The organism is Ponticaulis profundi, from assembly GCF_042659465.1.
In the GTDB taxonomy this organism is placed as follows: domain Bacteria; phylum Pseudomonadota; class Alphaproteobacteria; order Caulobacterales; family Hyphomonadaceae; genus Ponticaulis; species Ponticaulis profundi.
Window position 1 is genome coordinate 335,368 of the sequence record NZ_JBHSSW010000066.1, and the last position, 17,495, is coordinate 352,862.

At 53.3% G+C, this 17,495-nt stretch carries 14 protein-coding genes; 5 read left to right on the forward strand and 9 right to left on the reverse strand.

Annotated features, from left to right (window positions below):
* The first annotated feature begins 89 nt into the window (after positions 1-89).
* Entirely contained in the window at positions 90-755 is a 666-nt protein-coding gene (locus tag ACFQDM_RS17575; protein WP_377381482.1) for a DUF6134 family protein, read from the forward strand.
* Between the two features lie 9 nt (positions 756-764).
* On the opposite strand, the gene ACFQDM_RS17580 is transcribed toward ACFQDM_RS17575, so the two are convergent.
* The 4 genes from ACFQDM_RS17580 to ACFQDM_RS17595 are packed head-to-tail and all read right to left on the reverse strand — an operon-like array spanning position 765 to position 5,553.
* Positions 765-1,988: a class I SAM-dependent methyltransferase gene (locus ACFQDM_RS17580; RefSeq protein WP_377381485.1), complete on the reverse strand. Its 1,224-nt coding sequence runs from the start codon at positions 1,986-1,988 to the stop codon at positions 765-767.
* Positions 1,985-2,788: a DUF1365 domain-containing protein gene (locus ACFQDM_RS17585; protein ID WP_377381488.1), complete on the reverse strand. Its 804-nt coding sequence runs from the start codon at positions 2,786-2,788 to the stop codon at positions 1,985-1,987. Before ACFQDM_RS17585 ends, ACFQDM_RS17580 begins: the two co-directional genes overlap by 4 nt.
* A 6-nt stretch (positions 2,789-2,794) precedes the next feature.
* Positions 2,795-4,123 (reverse strand): NAD(P)/FAD-dependent oxidoreductase, encoded by a 1,329-nt coding sequence (locus ACFQDM_RS17590; RefSeq protein WP_377381490.1) that lies wholly within the window; start codon positions 4,121-4,123, stop codon positions 2,795-2,797.
* 2 nt (positions 4,124-4,125) lie between these two features.
* The gene (locus tag ACFQDM_RS17595; protein ID WP_377382496.1) at positions 4,126-5,553 is read right to left on the reverse strand and encodes a cryptochrome/photolyase family protein; all 1,428 of its coding nucleotides are present in this window, start codon (positions 5,551-5,553) and stop codon (positions 4,126-4,128) included.
* A gap of 147 nt (positions 5,554-5,700) precedes the next feature.
* Here ACFQDM_RS17595 and rfaE2 point away from each other — a divergent pair, with 147 nt between their 5' ends.
* Positions 5,701-7,176 (forward strand): D-glycero-beta-D-manno-heptose 1-phosphate adenylyltransferase, encoded by a 1,476-nt coding sequence (gene rfaE2, locus ACFQDM_RS17600; protein WP_377381492.1) that lies wholly within the window; start codon positions 5,701-5,703, stop codon positions 7,174-7,176.
* On the opposite strand, the gene ACFQDM_RS17605 is transcribed toward rfaE2, so the two are convergent.
* The 3 genes from ACFQDM_RS17605 to ACFQDM_RS17615 are packed head-to-tail and all read right to left on the reverse strand — an operon-like array spanning position 7,154 to position 9,391.
* On the reverse strand, positions 7,154-8,014 hold the full coding sequence (locus ACFQDM_RS17605) for a DUF3089 domain-containing protein (RefSeq protein ID WP_377381495.1): 861 nt from the start codon (positions 8,012-8,014) through the stop codon (positions 7,154-7,156). The genes rfaE2 and ACFQDM_RS17605 overlap by 23 nt on opposite strands.
* Positions 7,992-8,360 (reverse strand): DUF6285 domain-containing protein, encoded by a 369-nt coding sequence (locus ACFQDM_RS17610; RefSeq protein ID WP_377381498.1) that lies wholly within the window; start codon positions 8,358-8,360, stop codon positions 7,992-7,994. Before ACFQDM_RS17610 ends, ACFQDM_RS17605 begins: the two co-directional genes overlap by 23 nt.
* Before the next feature lie 26 nt (positions 8,361-8,386).
* The gene (locus ACFQDM_RS17615) at positions 8,387-9,391 is read right to left on the reverse strand and encodes a phosphotransferase family protein (protein ID WP_377381499.1); all 1,005 of its coding nucleotides are present in this window, start codon (positions 9,389-9,391) and stop codon (positions 8,387-8,389) included.
* A gap of 59 nt (positions 9,392-9,450) precedes the next feature.
* On the opposite strand from ACFQDM_RS17615, the gene ACFQDM_RS17620 reads away from it, so the two are divergent.
* Complete coding sequence (locus ACFQDM_RS17620) at positions 9,451-10,194, forward strand: DUF502 domain-containing protein (RefSeq protein ID WP_377381502.1); 744 nt, start codon at positions 9,451-9,453, stop codon at positions 10,192-10,194.
* Positions 10,195-10,199: 5 nt separating this feature from the next.
* Here ACFQDM_RS17620 and recG read toward each other — a convergent pair whose 3' ends face one another.
* Entirely contained in the window at positions 10,200-12,266 is a 2,067-nt protein-coding gene (recG, locus tag ACFQDM_RS17625; RefSeq protein ID WP_377381505.1) for an ATP-dependent DNA helicase RecG, read from the reverse strand.
* A gap of 85 nt (positions 12,267-12,351) precedes the next feature.
* Here recG and ACFQDM_RS17630 point away from each other — a divergent pair, with 85 nt between their 5' ends.
* Together ACFQDM_RS17630 and mfd are read left to right on the forward strand one after the other, a co-directional pair.
* Positions 12,352-12,612 carry a succinate dehydrogenase assembly factor 2 gene (locus tag ACFQDM_RS17630; RefSeq protein ID WP_377381507.1) on the forward strand — a complete coding sequence of 87 codons (261 nt, stop codon included), beginning with the start codon at positions 12,352-12,354 and terminating at the stop codon, positions 12,610-12,612.
* Between the two features lie 22 nt (positions 12,613-12,634).
* Positions 12,635-16,072 (forward strand): transcription-repair coupling factor, encoded by a 3,438-nt coding sequence (gene mfd / locus ACFQDM_RS17635; protein ID WP_377381510.1) that lies wholly within the window; start codon positions 12,635-12,637, stop codon positions 16,070-16,072.
* On the opposite strand, the gene ACFQDM_RS17640 is transcribed toward mfd, so the two are convergent.
* Positions 16,054-17,313, reverse strand: a complete 1,260-nt coding sequence (locus tag ACFQDM_RS17640; RefSeq protein ID WP_377381512.1) for a diguanylate cyclase domain-containing protein — start codon at positions 17,311-17,313, stop codon at positions 16,054-16,056. The genes mfd and ACFQDM_RS17640 overlap by 19 nt on opposite strands.
* Positions 17,314-17,495 lie beyond the last annotated feature (182 nt).

Here is a 17,495-nt window from a genome sequence, read left to right on the forward strand (position 1 = left end):
GTTGGTTTCGTAGAAGATAGGAAGCTGCATCGTCAAAGGAACCCGCTCTAAAGAGAGTTTAGAAATCCTCTAATCATCAGGAGAATCAGATGCTTCCTGCCTTAAGACCCGTTATCGCCGCCTTCGTTCTCGCGCTGGCACCGCAATCTTTCGCCGAGCCGGATTCACAACTTCCCTGGTCTCCCTCAGATGGTGAAGTTCTTGATTTTGACGTGACTCGAAATGGGAAGTCCTTCGGTGAGCATACCGTCCGTTTCGCTGTGTCAGATGGCGAAATCAAAGTACGAAATGACATTGAGCTGGAAGCATCTCTGGGGCCAATCCGCATTTTCTACTATGCCCATGAAAGCGATGAAATATGGGTCAATGGCCGCCTGTCACAGATGGACGGCGTCACAAAAAAGGATGGCGATACACTCACCCTCGATGTCGAAGCACAAGGTGACGTTCTCCTGGTAGACGGGTCTGGTTATGAAGGCGAGGTTCCCTCGGACATCGTGCCATCGAGCCATTGGAATCTGAACCAGATCAAATCTCAAAAGATTTTGTCTTCTGAAAATGGTGAAATCCTCGACGTTAAAGTCGAAAAAGTCGGTACGGAAACCGTCAAAGTCGGTGACGAGACCCTGACGGCTGACCGCTACAGACTTGTGTCAGACCTCACCGTAGACCTCTGGTATGATCAATCTGGTCGTTGGGTAAAATGTCAGTTCGAGGCCCGCGGGCAATCGATCGAATATCACCTCAAAGGGTAGGGTCAGGCGCTAGGAGCGCCTGACAACGAACTGGCCGACATCTGTTCGGCCGGTTTTGAAACCAGCTTCGCAGTAGCACAGATAATACTCCCAGAGATTTCGAAACGCCCGGTCATATCCCATGCGTTCGATTTCCGGCCATGCATCGCGGAATGAAGTCGCCCAGCTGTTGAGTGTCTGAGCGTAGGATTGCCCAAACATCTGAGCCTGCTCGAAGGCGAGACCGGCGCGGCTGAACTGATCTTTCAAGGCATCAATGCTCGGCAGCATGCCGCCTGGAAACACATAACGCTGAATGAAATCGACACGTTTGCGATAGCTCTCGAACAAGGCATCATCGATCGTTATGATCTGCAGTGCAGCACGCTTTCCGTCGCCGAGTACAGATCGCACCTTGTCGAAATAGCCCGGCCAGTACTCCTCTCCGACTGCTTCAAACATCTCGATAGACGCAACACCGTCATACTGGCCATCGACATCACGATAGTCTCTCAGTTCGACCTTCACACGTTCTGCCAGGCCGGCTTCGAAGATCCGCTTGCTCGCATAGGCATGCTGCGCATCGGAGATTGTAATCGTCGTAATACGAGAGCCAAATTCTTTTGCCGTATGCTCCGCAAACCCACCCCAGCCAGAACCGATTTCCAGAATGTGGGCATCGGGACCCGCTTCGATCTTCTGAGCAATAGATTCATATTTGCGCTGCTGGGCCGGCACCATGTCTTCACCGGGCGTATAGATGGCAGACGAGTACGTCATGGTCGGGTCGAGCCATTTGGCATAAAACTCATTGCCGAGATCATAGTGTGCGAGGATATTCTGTTTCGAGCCGCGCTTGGTGTTCTTTTTCAGCAGTGCATCAAGCACTTTTGTGACCGCGTTCCGGATCGGCGAACCTCTTGAGAGTCGACCAGCTGCTTCGAAATTGACGGCAAAATATTCCAGAACGGCAGCAAGATCCGGTGTCGAGAACTGATCATCCATATAGCTTTCAGCAAAACCGACATCCCCGCCACTCAGAACGCGGCCCGCCATTTTTGTATCTCTGACACATATCTTTCCGGAGGGACCGGCCTTGCCTTGATCAAACAGGAAGCTGCGTCCATCTGGAAGTTCAATAATGAGCGAACCAATTTTCGTTTTCGTCAGCGCCAGAAAGGCCAGCCTAACGGAAGTGGGAAGATTCGCGATCGACCGAACATCTTTTGTCGTTCTTACGTGTGTAGCAGTCATTGTGCGTTCCTCTTGCAGGCCGCAACTGCCTCATTGCAGGACCGGGTTTTCGTTATCGGCCGGTCTGGCACTGGAGGCTTCGAGCGGTACTTTGCGCCTTTCAACCAAAGCTTCAATGCTTCCCAGTGGATGGCTAATGTTACACCAAACCCCGAAAAAGGCGAAGCCAATAGCAACGCGATAAAACGCGAAGTTGTTGCTTTGTGTCTCTCACCGGACAGCGTAGCGATATGCGTTATCTCGCCGTCGACGATGTTCTCGATTGTGAGAGAGAAACGATCTTCTTCATTTTTCACGGAGAAACGATACGAACCGGTGACATCGAAAAACGGAGAAACGTGAAACGATTTCTGCGCTTCATGGCGGCTCACATGCCCTTCTGCACGGGCGACATAGCTGTGGCGCTCTCCAAAGGTGTTGTTCACTTCGTAGATCAGGCCACGAAGGGTTTCATTCCGGTCCAGCAAAAGCCAGACAGATATCGGCGCAAAACTGTAGAATTCGGTTCTTGGAAATGTCAGCAATCTAATCTGGCATTCGTTTGATGAAATGCCGGCATTTTCAAAGGCTCGACGCGCCCATGTTCCCAGTGGCTCCTCACCAAGTGACCCGCGTGAAGCCGAATCAAAGCTGACCCAATTGTGCCGATCAATTGAAAAAATCGACGAAACACCGTCAGCCGCTTCCAGTTCATCTACATCGAGATCGATCAGGGTAAGACCGTAGCGAAATGCGTGTTCCATTGGATGGAACCGCTTGTGCCGGGTTTGGCCTTTAAAGAGGTAAATTGCATCCATCATTGCAGCTTACTGTGCAGCAGCTGTGATGTTTTCGACAGTGCTGAAACTAGTCTCTTCGTCTGATTTAGGGAAGGGCGCTATACCGACCGGCGTCCAGGGAATTCGTCCCCCCAACTCAAGCGCAACCCGTAGACCGGATTTCAAGCCGTCCTCATGAAAGCCATGACCGAGCCATGCACCGGCAAACCACAGCCCATTGCGACCGTTTGCGCGCTCAAGAAGGTCCCGGGCGTCATTCATGGCAAGATCGAAAGCCGGGTGGGTAAACTCAAACGTTTGGTAGAGTTTGTCAGTAGCCGGAGCATGCGAAGGATTGAGTGTAACAAAAACTGGGGTGTCGGTTTTCAGCTTCTGAAGCTTGTTCATCCAGTATGTCAGGCTCACCGCTTTTTGCCCGGACTTCAGAACGTTCCATGACGCCCACGCAGCTTTTCGTTTCGGCATTAAAGACGGATCGCTGTGCAAATAGGCGGTATTATCGATGAAATGAATGTCTGAAAGAATGCTCTTTTGATGCTCATAGCCATCGCCGAGTAATTCGCGCGCCTCATCGGCATGGCAGGCAAGGATGACCTCATCGAACATGGTCTCACCGTCATCCGTCCACACTTCGATGAAATCGCGCGTCTTTCGGATTTGTGTGACTTCTTTTCCAAGAAGAACGCGGTCTCCCAGATCTTTTGCGATTTCTCTCACATAGCTGATGCTACCATCCCGCACCGTTCGCCATTTCGGTCGCTCGGTGTGCAGCAGCCGATGGTTGTTGAAGAAATTCAGAAAAGAGCGCGCGGGATAATCGAGCATCTTCGCTTCCGGGGTCGACCAGATTGCGGCGCCCATCGGGAGGATATAGTTGGTCCGGAAGCGCTCCGTCGCGTTCAATCCATCGAGATACTGTCCGAGCGACATTCCGATCGGAACATTATCGGCATCAGCATCGCGTCGCGCAGTTTCGTTGAATTTGAGAATTTCCTGCAGGAGCTTCAAATAGCTCAATCGGAACAGATTTCGCTTCTGTGCAAACAAACCACCAGGATTGCTCGACCATTCATATCCATTTGGATCGCTCACAGAAAAGCTCATGTCGCTCTGGATCGTCTCAACACAGAGCGATTCCATAAAGGCCATGAAGTTGGGATAATTGAGTGGGTTTGCGACGATAAAGCCAACATCTACGGGCAGGGTTGCTCCACCGATTTCGATGTCTACCGTGTGAGCATGTCCACCCAGGCGGTCCGCCTTTTCATACAAGGTCACATCAGCGGTATCGCGAAGCGCCCAGGCTGCAGACAAACCAGAAATGCCAGAGCCAATAACGGCAATCTTTTTATTCATTCTCAGCTCGCTTTCGTGGCTTCATATGCTTCTAGAGCGCGTTCTCGCGCGCGCTTATGTTCGACGATAGGTTTTGGATACGTTTTACCAAGCGTGATGCCTGCGTCTTTCAAAACCGCTCCAGACGCCTCCCATGGCGCATGCAGATACCTGGTTGGCAGATTCCCGATCTCAGGAATCCATTTTCGGACATAGTCTCCGTTCGGGTCGAATTTCTGCCCCTGCGTGATTGGGTTGAAGATCCGGAAATATGGCGCAGCATCGGCGCCGCTGCCGGCGACCCATTGCCAGCTCGCCGGATTGTTCGCGCAATCGGCATCAACGAGGGTATCCCAGAACCATTCTTCGCCCTCACGCCAATCGATCATCAGATGCTTGATCAGAAATGACGCGACAATCATCCTGACGCGATTGTGCATCCAGCCTGACTGCCAGAGTTCCCTCATGCCGGCATCAACGATGGGGTAACCGGTCTGTCCTTTTTGCCAGGCTGTCTGAGCTGACTCGTTGCGGCCCCACTCAAAGCCGTCGAAACGGTCATTCCAGTTGTTCCTATGGAGGGCATCTGCCTGAAATATCAGAGAGTAGGAGAAATCTCGCCAGCCGACCTCTCGTAGGAAGGCCCAGCCATCTGTATCAGATACCTTGCCAGTTTCCATTGCTGCCTGTGTCGAGCGCCAGATCTGGTGGGGGGAAATTTCCCCAAAAGCGAGATAAGGAGAAAGCCGGGACGTTGAACGAAGGTCAGGGCGGTCCCGCTCGGTCGGGTATCCGGAGATGTCTCCATCCAGAAAGCTGGATAGCCGATTCATTGCGCCATCTTCTCCGGGCGTCCACGCATCTTCCAGACCGTCCGACCAGTCCGGTGAAGTCGGATGAAGTTTCCAGCTTTCAAGCGCTTCACCCTTGTGGTTCACGAGTTCACAATCGGGTGTTCGCTGTGGATGGTTCGGCTCAAACTGCCCTTTCAACGATTTCCAGAATGGTGTGAACACTTTGTATGGCTGATCGTCTTTCGTCGTGACCTGCCAAGGCTCCATGAGAAGGTTTCCGTTGAACGTACAGACGTTTACACCGAGATCCTTCAGTTCAGATTTTACAGAGGCATCAAAGTCACGATCATATTTTGCATACCGTCTGTTCCAGAACACATTCTGAACGTCAAAGGCGTTAGTCAGGTCTTTGAAAATTGCGTAGGTGTCGTCTTCACTCGACGAAGACCGAAGGTGAAGAGAGCCGCCGCGGTCTTTTAGGGCACGATCCAGAGATGCGATGCTCTTATCGGCCCACCATTTCGAGGCTGCCCCCATCGCGCGAAAATCTGTTCGTCCGTTTTCGAGGATGTAAAGACACAGCACAGGCAGATCGGATGTCGCAGCCGCATGAAATGCGGGATTATGCTTCAGCCGCAAATCATTACGAAACCACACCAATGATATCTTCTGTCTGGAAATGGGAACCACCTTTTCAGTTGCTTTCTGTTTACGCAGCGAACCGCAGACTGGATCACACTAAGCATTTGAGAATTGGCGCTTATCTGACATATGAGAAGCAGCAGCTTACAGAAAGAGATTGTTTTGAAAGAAGCGAGCCTCACCTCGATCAGCACAGCCGTCTCTGGCCTGAATATTCTTTGCGTCGGCGATATTATGCTGGACCGCTTCGTGTACGGGAAGGTCGACCGTATTTCGCCGGAAGCGCCCATACCGGTTTTGCGACAAGACAATGTTCTCACCATGCTGGGTGCTGTCGGAAACGTTGCTCGAAACGTCGCATCCATGGGCGGGCGGGCGATTATTGTCAGCGCCATCGGTACCGATGAGGAGGGAGCCGCGCTCCAGGAATGCATTTCCAGAGAGACAGGTATCGAAGGCAATCTGATCGAGCTGGCCGACCGCCGCACAACGTTGAAGGTTCGATACATTGCCAACGGCCAGCAATTGCTACGTGTCGATGCCGAAGACAAACACGCCTTGTCACTGGATGCTGAGACACGCGTTTGTGAAAAGATCCGAGCCTCTGCCGAAGGATGCCGCGCAATTCTACTTTCCGACTACGCGAAAGGTTTTGTAACGGATGCGGTGATTGCGACCTGTGTCAGCGTTTCCAAGGAGCGGAATATTCCGCTCATCGTAGACCCTAAAGGAACCGACTTCGGAAAGTATGACGGCGCAACTCTGATCAAGCCGAATGCGAGTGAACTCGCGGCCGCGACTGGTTTACCCGTGGATACAAATTCGGATGTTGAGAGCGCACTTGCAAACCTTCTCGACAGCCTCGACGTATCATCGCTTCTCGTGACACGCTCGGCCAAGGGATTGTCATTCCTGGAAAATGGTAAAATTGTGCAGCATGTGCCGACAGAAACGCGCGAAGTTTATGATGTATCAGGTGCTGGAGATACCAGTCTTGCTGCGCTGGGGCTGGCCATAGCGTCTGGAGCAGATCTCAAACCCGCCTCTGAATTCGCCATGATTGCCGCAGGTGTCGCTGTTGGCAAAATCGGAACGGCTGCAGTTACGCAATCAGAAATCCAGGCGGCTTTGCGTCAGAGAACCGAGAAACGCTCATCAACCGGCTCGACAAGTGATCGAGAACTCTACGATCGAATAGAGGCATGGCGAGCTCGCGGGTTGCGTGTTGGCTTTACGAATGGGTGTTTTGACATCCTTCACGCGGGGCATTTGAGCCTGCTGGAGTTTGCGGCAAGTCATTGCGATCGGCTTGTCGTCGGATTGAATTCCGATGCCTCGGTCAAACGCCTGAAGGGGGAAACCCGTCCCATCCATGGGGAACAGGACCGGGCCACAATGTTGCAGGGATTAAAACCGGTCGATGGCGTTCTGATTTTTGAGGAAGATACACCAAAGGAGCTCATCGAGAAGGTGAAACCAGATTTGCTCGTGAAAGGTGGGGACTACACGCCGGACACCGTGGTTGGTTCAGATTTCGTCAAAGCGTCAGGCGGCGAAGTGCTAATTGCACCATTGCTCGCGGGCCGCTCCACCACGCGAGCGATTGAAAAGTCCGCTACTGGCCGTCCGGCCGATTAATGGGCGCAATCTGGATGGTCTCAATTGGCGGCAATGGTGCCGCAGGTTTTGCCACGTTTTCATCCAGCCATTGGCTGAACGCCGACATTGTTGAATTGAAGCTTTCCTGCGCCGCCGTTTCGTCCAGAGCGCTTAAGTCCAGTAGACATGGGTAAGCGGGGGTTTCTCTCGAACAGGCTGGTAGGTCGATATTGGCGTCGTCGGACAGGGATGTTCCTGGCGCAATAATCAGGCCGCCAAAAAGACTTGTATAGGGCTCGGTACCAACAATGCGCTCCTCCATGATGGAGATGGCCGCCTCGACGCCTTTCCCACGTCCACCGACAAACAAACCACGCAAACGGTGGTCATTGTCAGCGTAATAGTCAAACGACGACAGAACATCCTCGTTTTCAAGCTCAAGAGCGGCGCGCCTGTCTTCTTCCGGCGTTTCGAACGCAGATGTGTAGCGGCGTTTTGGCGCGAATACCTTCACTTGATCCGGCGTTGCGTTTAGCCACGCATCACCGGTCATCGCGGTTTCCTCTGTTCCAACCCAATCGATGGGAGCGTTCCAGCCGCCGCGATAGCTCTCTATGCGTTCAGAATACCAAAGCACGTCGACGCCCCACGGACGTTCCCAGCCGCCTGGCGTTTCGCTCTCAGGTCTCGTCAGCCAGGACGTGGACGCAGAATAGTCTGGCTCGGCAGGCGCGGTCGCCCGATCAAAGCCCGGCGCGGGTTCTTCGTTGAGCGTTGCGACATGGAAGATCGCTGCTGCAATCATAGCGACGAGAGCGACGATTGCGAAAACCGGGACAAGGCGGGTGAGTGGGCTAGCTTCGGGTTGATCCGACATTCTTCTGTTCCAGAGCATAAGCGAGACCAGAATACCGTGGCTGATCGATACGGACCTGGTCAATCGCTGTTTGTTTTAAATGCTCAAGAACATTCTTATCGTTCAAGGTGAAGTCTCCGCTGCGTATTTTTTCACAGAGTTCAGCGTTTAGCTCAGACACACTACCGTCGTGACCAAGCAAATCGGTGAGCCGCTGTTTTTCCGCAGATTCAAACTCGTCCCGGTGATCGCACTCGCGTTTGACTGTTTTCAATGCGTTTATCGCAACAAGTAAGGCGTATGAATCATGGCCTTCGATTTTCGGCATGATCCGGTCTGAAAGGAGCGAAATGATCGCTGTCAGCATTTCAGATGAAGAAGGCGAATCCTGCATCAGACTGTCTCCAGAATGTTCATGAGATCGATTTCTGTTTCTGACGCACGACGACCGATGGAGCCGCGTTCGATGCTTGGATCACTGCCGGAGCGAAATGCTTCGTACATCATCGTGCACATAATGCCCCATTTGAAAGACCCAAGGCATTCCCAATAGTCGATCTCAGACTCGGTGATGGCGACACCACCTGCAGCTTCATAAGCTTCGAGCAATTCACTTAAATGACCAACGCCGCCAACCCGTTTGTCGCGCTGTCCGAACCGCCAGGAATTCGTGCAAAGCCAGCCAATATCTTCGCGTGGGTTTCCGATATGACAGAGCTCCCAATCAAGAATACCGGACAGGCCATTTTCATCGATCATGAGATTTCCCATGCGAAAATCGCCATGCACCACGACATTGTTCTGTGATTCGTCGGGCAGGTTGTCTTTCAGCCAGCGCAGCGCCATCTCGAAAACCGGACGCTCGATACCGCGCGCTCTCAATACACCTTCGTACTGTGCGACCTGATCTTCCGCTGTTGCCCGTGGCAATTCCGGCATGTCGTTGAGTGGCATGCTGTGTAGTTTGGCAAGCGCTGTACCGCACTGAGCCGAAATCCTGTCACGACCTGGCGCAAAGCGTTCATCGCGCATGATCCGTTTCGGAATCGTCTCACCTTCAATGCATGTCATGATGTAGGAAGAGCCTAGCGGATCATCCTCGTCCGCCACGAAAAGAACGCCCGGCGTTGGAATACCGGTATTCTTCAGCGCTCCTAAAACCTCAGCTTCTTTCGCAAGACCAATCGCGCTGCCATCTCCAGCGCCTGCATGTGCGAATGGTGATCGTCGCAGGATCAGTTTCTGCCGAGAATTAGGCGAGCAAGCATAAAATGCCCAGGTTTCCTGACTCGCCCCACCTGAAAGCCTTTTCAGGTCTTCCACATGGGTCACATTTTCGCCTAAACGATCTGAGATCTCGTTTAGCCGGTTAAGTATGTTTTCGTTTCCATCCCTCATACAGACCTTTATGCGCGCTTTTTCGGGGCCAGCAAGCCGTGCCCTAGGGAGAACTCTGAATGTCTGAAGAAGAAAAATCCGTAGAATCAGATGCTTCTTCCACAAAAAAGAATCGGCTGAGCTTTTTCGGCTGGGTGCGCTCAAGATTGATCGCAGGACTGGTGATTGCGACACCGATTGTGGTTCCAATCTTCGTACTTGTCTTGATCATTTCCTGGATCGACGAGCGGGTTAAGCCGATCGTGCGCTCAGCCATTCCGCCTGGAATTCGCAACACGGAACTGTTCTTCGACGTCACAGTGAATTCCCTGATTGGTTATATTCCAGGGCTGGGCGTGCTCGTGGCTGTCGTGTGCCTGGTTTTTCTTGGCGCGTTTGGTGCCAACTGGCTTGGACGTCAGATTATTCGCATCAGCGAACAGATTGCGACGCGAGTTCCCATCGTACGTACACTGTACACGCCGATCCGGCAGCTCGTGGACATCTTTTCTGACAAAGACAGTTCGTCATTCAAGGAAGTCGTACTCGTTGAGTACCCAAAGCCAGGAACATGGGCGGTCGGTTTTCTGACCACGCGTGCCCGAGAAGAAGTCGCGCACCATTTGAACAAGAATTACATTGGCGTGTTCGTTCCGACGACCCCGAACCCGACATCGGGCTTTCTGATTTTTGTCCCCGAGAATGAGGTGCGACGCTTGAACATGACTGTCGAAGATGGCGCGAAGCTGATTGTTTCAGCCGGGGTGGTCATGCCGAAGAACGAAAAGGAAGAGGTCGTCATTCTCGATGGCGACGATGTCTGACGCCATTAAAGCCTTGGCCCGCGATCAGAGTGCGTCGCCAGAAGGCGCATGAGCTGTTGTTGCGGCGGCGTGAGGTCTGAGGCGCCCTCCAATTGAAGCGTTGCTGCTTCCTTTTGGGATAAGGCAAGCAGCCCCTGGTGCCGGGTCAGGTCGAGAAACCTGAAGTTCGGAACACCGCTTTGCTCGAGTCCAAGAATGTCGCCCGGTCCTCTCAGCTTGAAGTCCACTTCGGCGATGTAGAAGCCGTCTTCGCTTTCACGTAAGGTTTCAAGGCGCCGTTTCGCCGTGACACCCAGAGGAGGACTATAGAGCAGAATGCAAAACGATTTCTGATTGCCTCGACCAACCCGGCCTCTGAGCTGATGGAGCTGCGCAAGCCCAAAACGTTCAGCCCCTTCAATGACCATGATCGTAGCGCCGGGAACATCGACGCCGACCTCGATAACCGTCGTTGCCACCAGAACAGACGATTGTCCCATTCGAAAGGTTTCCAGCGTTCCTGTTTTTTCTTCCGAGCTAAGACGCCCGTGAACCAGACCAACAGGCTTTTGGTAGATGTCACTCAGCATGGCATGTCGGGCGACGGCAGATGGACCATCGTCATCGTCTTCAACGCGCGGGCAAACCCAGAATACCTGCTCTCCGCGTTCAATCGCCCGTCCGACAGCGGCAACAACCTCGTCCAGGCGTGCGTCCGGAATGATTCGTGTTTCCACAGGTTGGCGGCCGGCAGGTTTTTCATCGAGCACGGACAAATCCACGTCGCCATGAACCGTCATGGCGAGAGAACGGGGAATCGGCGTGGCGCTCATGATCAGTAAGTGCGGCGCCAATCCCTTATCAGCAAGTCGTGCCCGGTCTGCGACGCCAAATCGGTGTTGTTCGTCAATGATCACCAGCCCAAGATTCGAAAACGAGATCTTGTCCTGAAAAAGAGCGTGGGTCCCACAAATAAGCTGAATGTCACCCGAAGCGACTTTCTCCTGGGTTTCCCGCTTTTCCTTTGCTCTCATGCCTCCCACAAGGCATGCGGTGGACATCCCCAAGGGTTCGACGAAAGATGACAGCGACGTGTAGAGCTGGCGCGCGAGCACTTCGGTCGGTGCCATGACGGCCACTTGAAATCCGTTACGGATCGCCAGGGCCGCTGCAAAGCCTGCGACAGTGGTTTTACCAGATCCAACATCCCCCTGAAGCATGCGTTTCATGGGGGCAGTCTTTTCCATGTCTGCAGATACTTCTGACATTGCTCTTGTTTGGGCGCCGGTTGGATCAAAGGGAAGCGAATTGCGGAACTCAGACATAAACGTCGCAGATGTCTGCATGCCCGGTGCATCATCTCGGGCTTCCACCGCGCGCTGCAGGCGAAAGGTAAGCGCGCGCGCTAAGGCTTCGTCATAAGCCAACCGTTCGCGAGCTAATTCCAGTTCAGTTTCATTCAGGTCTGCTGGATAGTGGAGCAAGCGAAGGGCCGCCTCGAAGGTTGGCCAGTTGCGTTGTTTGACCAGAGACGCCGTAATCCATTCCGGAAAAACAGGCAGATCATCGAGCGCTGACATGATGAGGCCATGCAGCCGCTTATTGGTGGTGCCGGCCTGCAGCGGATATATCGGCTCTATCGCAGGTATTGTGTCCAACTGTTCGAGGGGTACGACATAATCAGGATGGGTGATTTGACGTTGCCCATGAAAATCTTCGACAAGTCCCGATACAGCGACGGTCTGACCGATGGGAAACTGTTTCTTCAGATACCCGGCATTGCCGTTGAAAAACACCAGCGTCACGAACCCTGTTGGATCACTCAGGCGAATGCGTTGTAATTTCGAACCACGGGGCGCTGGTGAGAAATGCTGGACTTCACCAACAACAGTCTGAATTTGATCCGTTTCAAGATGGGAAATATCAGCGACACGTGAACGGTTTGCCCAGCGCGTTGGTAAGTGAGAAACAAGATCGATCAAGCACCGGCCTCCGATAAGAAGTGACAGGCGCTCTGCCAGTTTCTCACCGACGCCAGACAGGGTCGTAAGATCCTTCAAAAGGTATTCGATATGCGTTTCTGTTTCCGTCACGTGAAAATAATTGGCATCTGATATTTGTCGGAACCCAACATCTGTCCTATGTCGCATTAAAGTCAAAGACATTGGAGTGTCGACGATGGATGAACGTCGCAGAAAATTACAGTTTCGCGCCTGGCGTCGAGGGTTTCGCGAACTCGATCTGATCATCGGTAGTTTCGCAGACAAGCATCTGGAATCCATGACGGAAGCGGAAGTCGACGAGTTTGAGCAGCTTCTGAAGGTACAGGATTGGGAAATGTTCTCCTGGTTGACCGGCACGGCAGCGATTCCGCCGCACCGCAAAGGTCCACTTCTCCAACGACTCTGCGATTACGAATACACAGCGCAACCCGGCTAATCAGGACGGCCCGTCTCCGCCTATGGACATATTTTCTCAGTTATCACCTTCGGGTGAGATCGAAACCATTGCTGGTGCACCTTTCGGCAGCGAAGCGCTGGCTATTGCGTCTTACGCCCAAAAGGCTGAGCGCGCTGTTGTCTATGTCGCGGCCGACGAACGAAAAGCGCAGACATTACAGGCGCTCGTCTCATTCTTTGCTCCAACAGTACCCGTGCTCAACCTACCGGCTTGGGATTGCCTTCCGTATGATCGTGTGAGCCCGGCGCCTGCAGTTGCGGCGAGACGCTGTTCAACGCTTGCTAAGCTGGCGCGATACACGGGTGATTCCGCACTGGTTGTTGTGACCACTGCGGCCGCGCTAATTCAGAAATGCGCTCCACAGGAGACAATGCAAGCGTCGTCTTTGCACCTGAAAGCCGGTCAGATCGTCGAGCCGAAAGACCTTGAAACATTCCTGATCACGAACGGTTATACGCGCACATCAACGGTTCGGGAGCGGGGGGAGTACGCCCAGCGCGGCGGCATTATCGACATTTATTCGCCAAGTCACACCGACCCGGTCCGTCTCGACTTTTTCGGAGATGCGCTCGAATCAATCCGGAGTTTTGATCCGGAAACACAGCGTTCATTGAAACAGCTCAAAACGATTGAATTTTCTCCAGTCAGCGAAATCCTTTTCACCGATGATGCGCTGTCACGGTTTCGAACGAAGTTCATTGAAATGTTCGGCACTCCGGCCGGGGATCCGATGTATGAGGCGACGAGGTCCCGGATACGCAAACAGGGGGTCGAAAACTGGTTACCACTGTTTCACGATCATCTCGACACGGTGTTCGATTACCTTCCGAAACAGACCGTCATTACGTTCGATGCAATTGCGCAAGAAGCCGTGCTGGAACGTTACGCGCAAGCCGAAGACTATTTCCAGGCTCGTGTCACTGCCGCAGGGGACAAGGAATCTGCAAAAGTTCTGGCACCTGGCGCTCTGTATTCATCCTGGGATCAGGTGAAAGCCGAGCTGCAGGATCGGCAGGTAGCACGCTTTACCTCCCGCGATGCAGAGCCCGGATCAGGACTGCTGACACTTGATGCAAAACCCGGCAGGGATTTCGCGCCAGAGCGCGTGCAGGGCAAAAATGTGTTTGATGCGGTGGTGTCCTACATTCAGGACGCTCGCAAGGATAATCAGAACGTTGTGCTGGCCGCCTGGTCTGCTGGATCTGCAGACCGGTTACAAAACGTACTCAACGACCATGGCCTGGAACATGTTGAGCGCGTCTACAGCCTCGAGGCGGCGCGTGCGTCCGGCTTGTGTGTCGCGGAATTACCCCTGGATTCCGGCTTTGAGTATCAGGATCTGACCTTTATTTCCGAGCAGGATATGCTTGGCGACCGTCTGAGCCGCCCAAAAAAGCGTCGCAAGGCTACCAACTTTATCGCAGAGGTGTCTGCGCTGACGCCCGGCGATTTCGTCGTTCACGTTGAACATGGTGTGGCGCTCTACAAAGGGCTGGTCACCGTGGAGGTATCGGGAGCGCCGCATGATTGCCTTGAATTGCACTATTCCGGCGGAGATAAACTGCTTCTGCCGGTAGAAAACATCGAGCTTGTCAGCCGCTACGGATCGGACGCAAGCGAATCTGTTCTCGACAAACTCGGCGGTGTTGGTTGGCAGTCACGGAAGGCTAAAGCCAAGAAACGCATCATGGAGATGGCGGATGGCCTGATCCAGCTGGCCGCGGAACGTTCGCTTCGAAAGGCGAATGTGATTGATGGCCAGGAAGGCTATTACGAAGAGTTCGCGGCGCGCTTCCCGTACGAAGAGACCGAAGACCAGCTTCGCGCGATTGAAGAATGTCTTGGAGACCTTGCATCGGGAAAGCCGATGGATCGTCTGATCTGCGGCGATGTGGGCTTTGGCAAAACAGAAGTCGCCCTGCGTACGGCATTTGTCGCAGCCATGTCTGGCATTCAGGTCGCGGTGATCGCACCGACTACGCTTCTTGCCAGACAGCACTATCAGACATTCAAAGAGCGGCTCGCTGGTTGGCCAATTGAAGTGCGCCAGCTTTCCCGTCTCGTCAAAACATCCGAAGCGAACGAAACTAAGGAAGCGCTGAAAAGCGGAAAATGCGACATCATTGTCGGCACACATGCCGTCCTTTCGAAGAACATCGAATTTGATCGTCTGGGGCTGCTCGTCATTGATGAAGAGCAACGCTTCGGAGTGAAGCACAAAGAACGTCTCAAAGAGTTGAAAGCCGATGTGCACGTGCTGACGCTCTCTGCGACACCGATTCCGCGAACGCTTCAGATGGCACTGACAGGTATTCGAGATCTGTCTATCATTGCGACGCCGCCCGTCGATCGCCTTTCTGTCCGTACTTATATCACGGAGTTTGATGCCCTTACGATCCGCGAAGCGCTCTTGCGAGAGCGGTATCGTGGAGGCCAGGCGTTTATCGTTGCGCCACGCGTCAAGGATTTGCCGGAAATCGAAGCCTTCCTGCGAGATCAGGTCCCTGAGGTCAGCTTTGTCACAGCTCATGGCCAGATGGCCGCTGGCGAACTCGATGAACTGATGACCGCTTTTTACGACGGCAAGTACGACGTTCTGCTCTCCACGACGATTGTAGAGTCCGGCCTCGATATTCCGCGCGCCAACACACTGATCCTGCACAGAGCGGACATGTTTGGTCTGGCGCAAATGTATCAGCTGCGCGGGCGGGTCGGGCGCTCGAAACTTCGCGCCTATGCCTATTTCACCACGCCAAAGAACAAGGCCCTGACGGAAGCGGCCGAGAAACGACTGAAAGTGCTGCAGTCCCTCGACAGTCTGGGCGCCGGATTTATGCTCGCCAGCCATGACCTCGACATGCGGGGCGGTGGCAACCTTTTGGGTGATCAGCAATCGGGACATGTAAAGGAAGTCGGTGTCGAGCTCTATCAGTCCATGCTCGAAGACGCCGTCCGTACGCTTCAGCAGGGTGGACAGGATTTTGAAGACGACTGGTCACCGCAGATCAATCTCGGCCTCGCTGCGCTGATCCCGGACACCTATGTCGAAGACCTGAACATCCGCATGAGCCTGTATCGTCGCTTGTCAGAAATTGAGACCGATGCAGAAAGAGAAGCATTTGCCGCTGAGCTGATTGACCGTTTTGGACCAATCCCTGAAGAAACAAAGCAGCTCCTGGAAATTGCCGCAGTCAAAGTCGCTTGTAAGAAAATCGGTATCGCGAAGCTCGATGCCGGGCCGAAAGGCGCGGTCTTTGCTTTCCGGGACAAGGCGAGTGTGGACCCTGCGAAACTGGTTGCTTTGGTCCAAACCCGTCCCAACGTTCTTAAACTCCGCCCAGACTTCAAGCTTGTCTTCTCTGGCAACTGGTCATCGGTGACGCGAAGAGCGCGCGGCGTACGTGAACTATTGAATGAAATTCAGGCGACAGCCGATTGATTGGAATTGGTTTTTTGCGGAGCTGCCAGAATAGCTCGAACGGCTTGCTTTGGCGGAACGGATAAAGAAACCGGAACCAACTGATATCTGAAGGTCAGAGAAATCGCTGAACCACTAAGCTGGGTTGTTTCCATAATCGACCGCACTCTTGCGAGTGAGGCTTCAGCCTGCGCACGATTGGCACCGGAAAAACTGATGAGAAAGCGCGACCAGTCGAGCCTTGCGAGAAAGTCTTCCTGTCGGAGAAGTGGAAGCAAAAGGTTTGAAAATGCTGCAAACAGCTTCGCGTCGATTGCTTCACCTGATGATTCCACAATCGGGAACAACTGAGCGATCACTGGCGTGACTTTTGCCGACTTCGCCGCATCCAGCTGGCTTTCAAGGTGTACCTCAGCGAACGCCCGATTGAACGCGCCGGTATATCTGTCACGGACGATCTCCCATTCACGAGAAGGCGTCAGAAGGTCAGGCTCACCAGCTGGCTGAATGCGCGAATACACCTCAAAGAGCTGATCGACGTCATTTGCGCGAATATTCAATACGACGGATGCGCGTTCAACCAGGGCAGTGTCCGGATACGGCTCCGAGGTCACGGCGAGCACTGGCATCGGAGCTAGATCATTGCGCCCGTCAACATGATCAAGAAACTCTAAGGGGGCCTGGCCTTGTTCGACGTGAACAAGTAGCAGATCGGGGCGACACATATTGATCAGATCAAAGGCTGAGCGTTCTGTGAGTGCGGTATCGAATACCCAGCCGCGAGATTGGAAGGCGTTCTGGCATTTCAGAAAAAATACGGATGGCGGACCGAGATAAAGCACACGCTTCCGTTTGTCCGAAGAAACAGGGAGTGCCGCGAAACGACCGGAAAGTTTCGCAAAGCTCTCAGCTCGCAACTTCGCCTCCTGTCTCAGGCTTTGTTCCCGCAATTTCATTTGGGTCAGCTGGATGAAGTTCTTGCAGCTGGAGACCGGAAGAAACGGTCTCACGTCCGATGGGCTGATCGCCGCATTGGTCAGGACAGCCATGAAGGGATGATTTTCTGTCGATAATGACTGCAAGCGCGAGGATAGCGCAGCCAGTTCTTCACGCGCAGTAAGTGAGCCGGGAACATACAGTACACCTGCAAGAGATGCAGGTTCAGACAAATCAGTCGTGATCGTCAGATTGCTGCCCTCAAACGCATCATGAAGCGCAAGGCGTTCTGAGTTCGGGCAAATTAAACCAACCGTAGGGGGCATCGCGCTCGTATCCGCTAAATCTCGTCGGATTATTTTATCCTTTGTGGTTAATACGGCGTTAGATATACGATTTTCCTGCCTCAGTTTCCGTTGCGACAGACTATTTTCCTCGAAAAAAAACGTCCAAAAGAAGCATTATGACCAAGCGCCCGCATTCGTTCTGTTAGCGGCGCTCTGCAAGA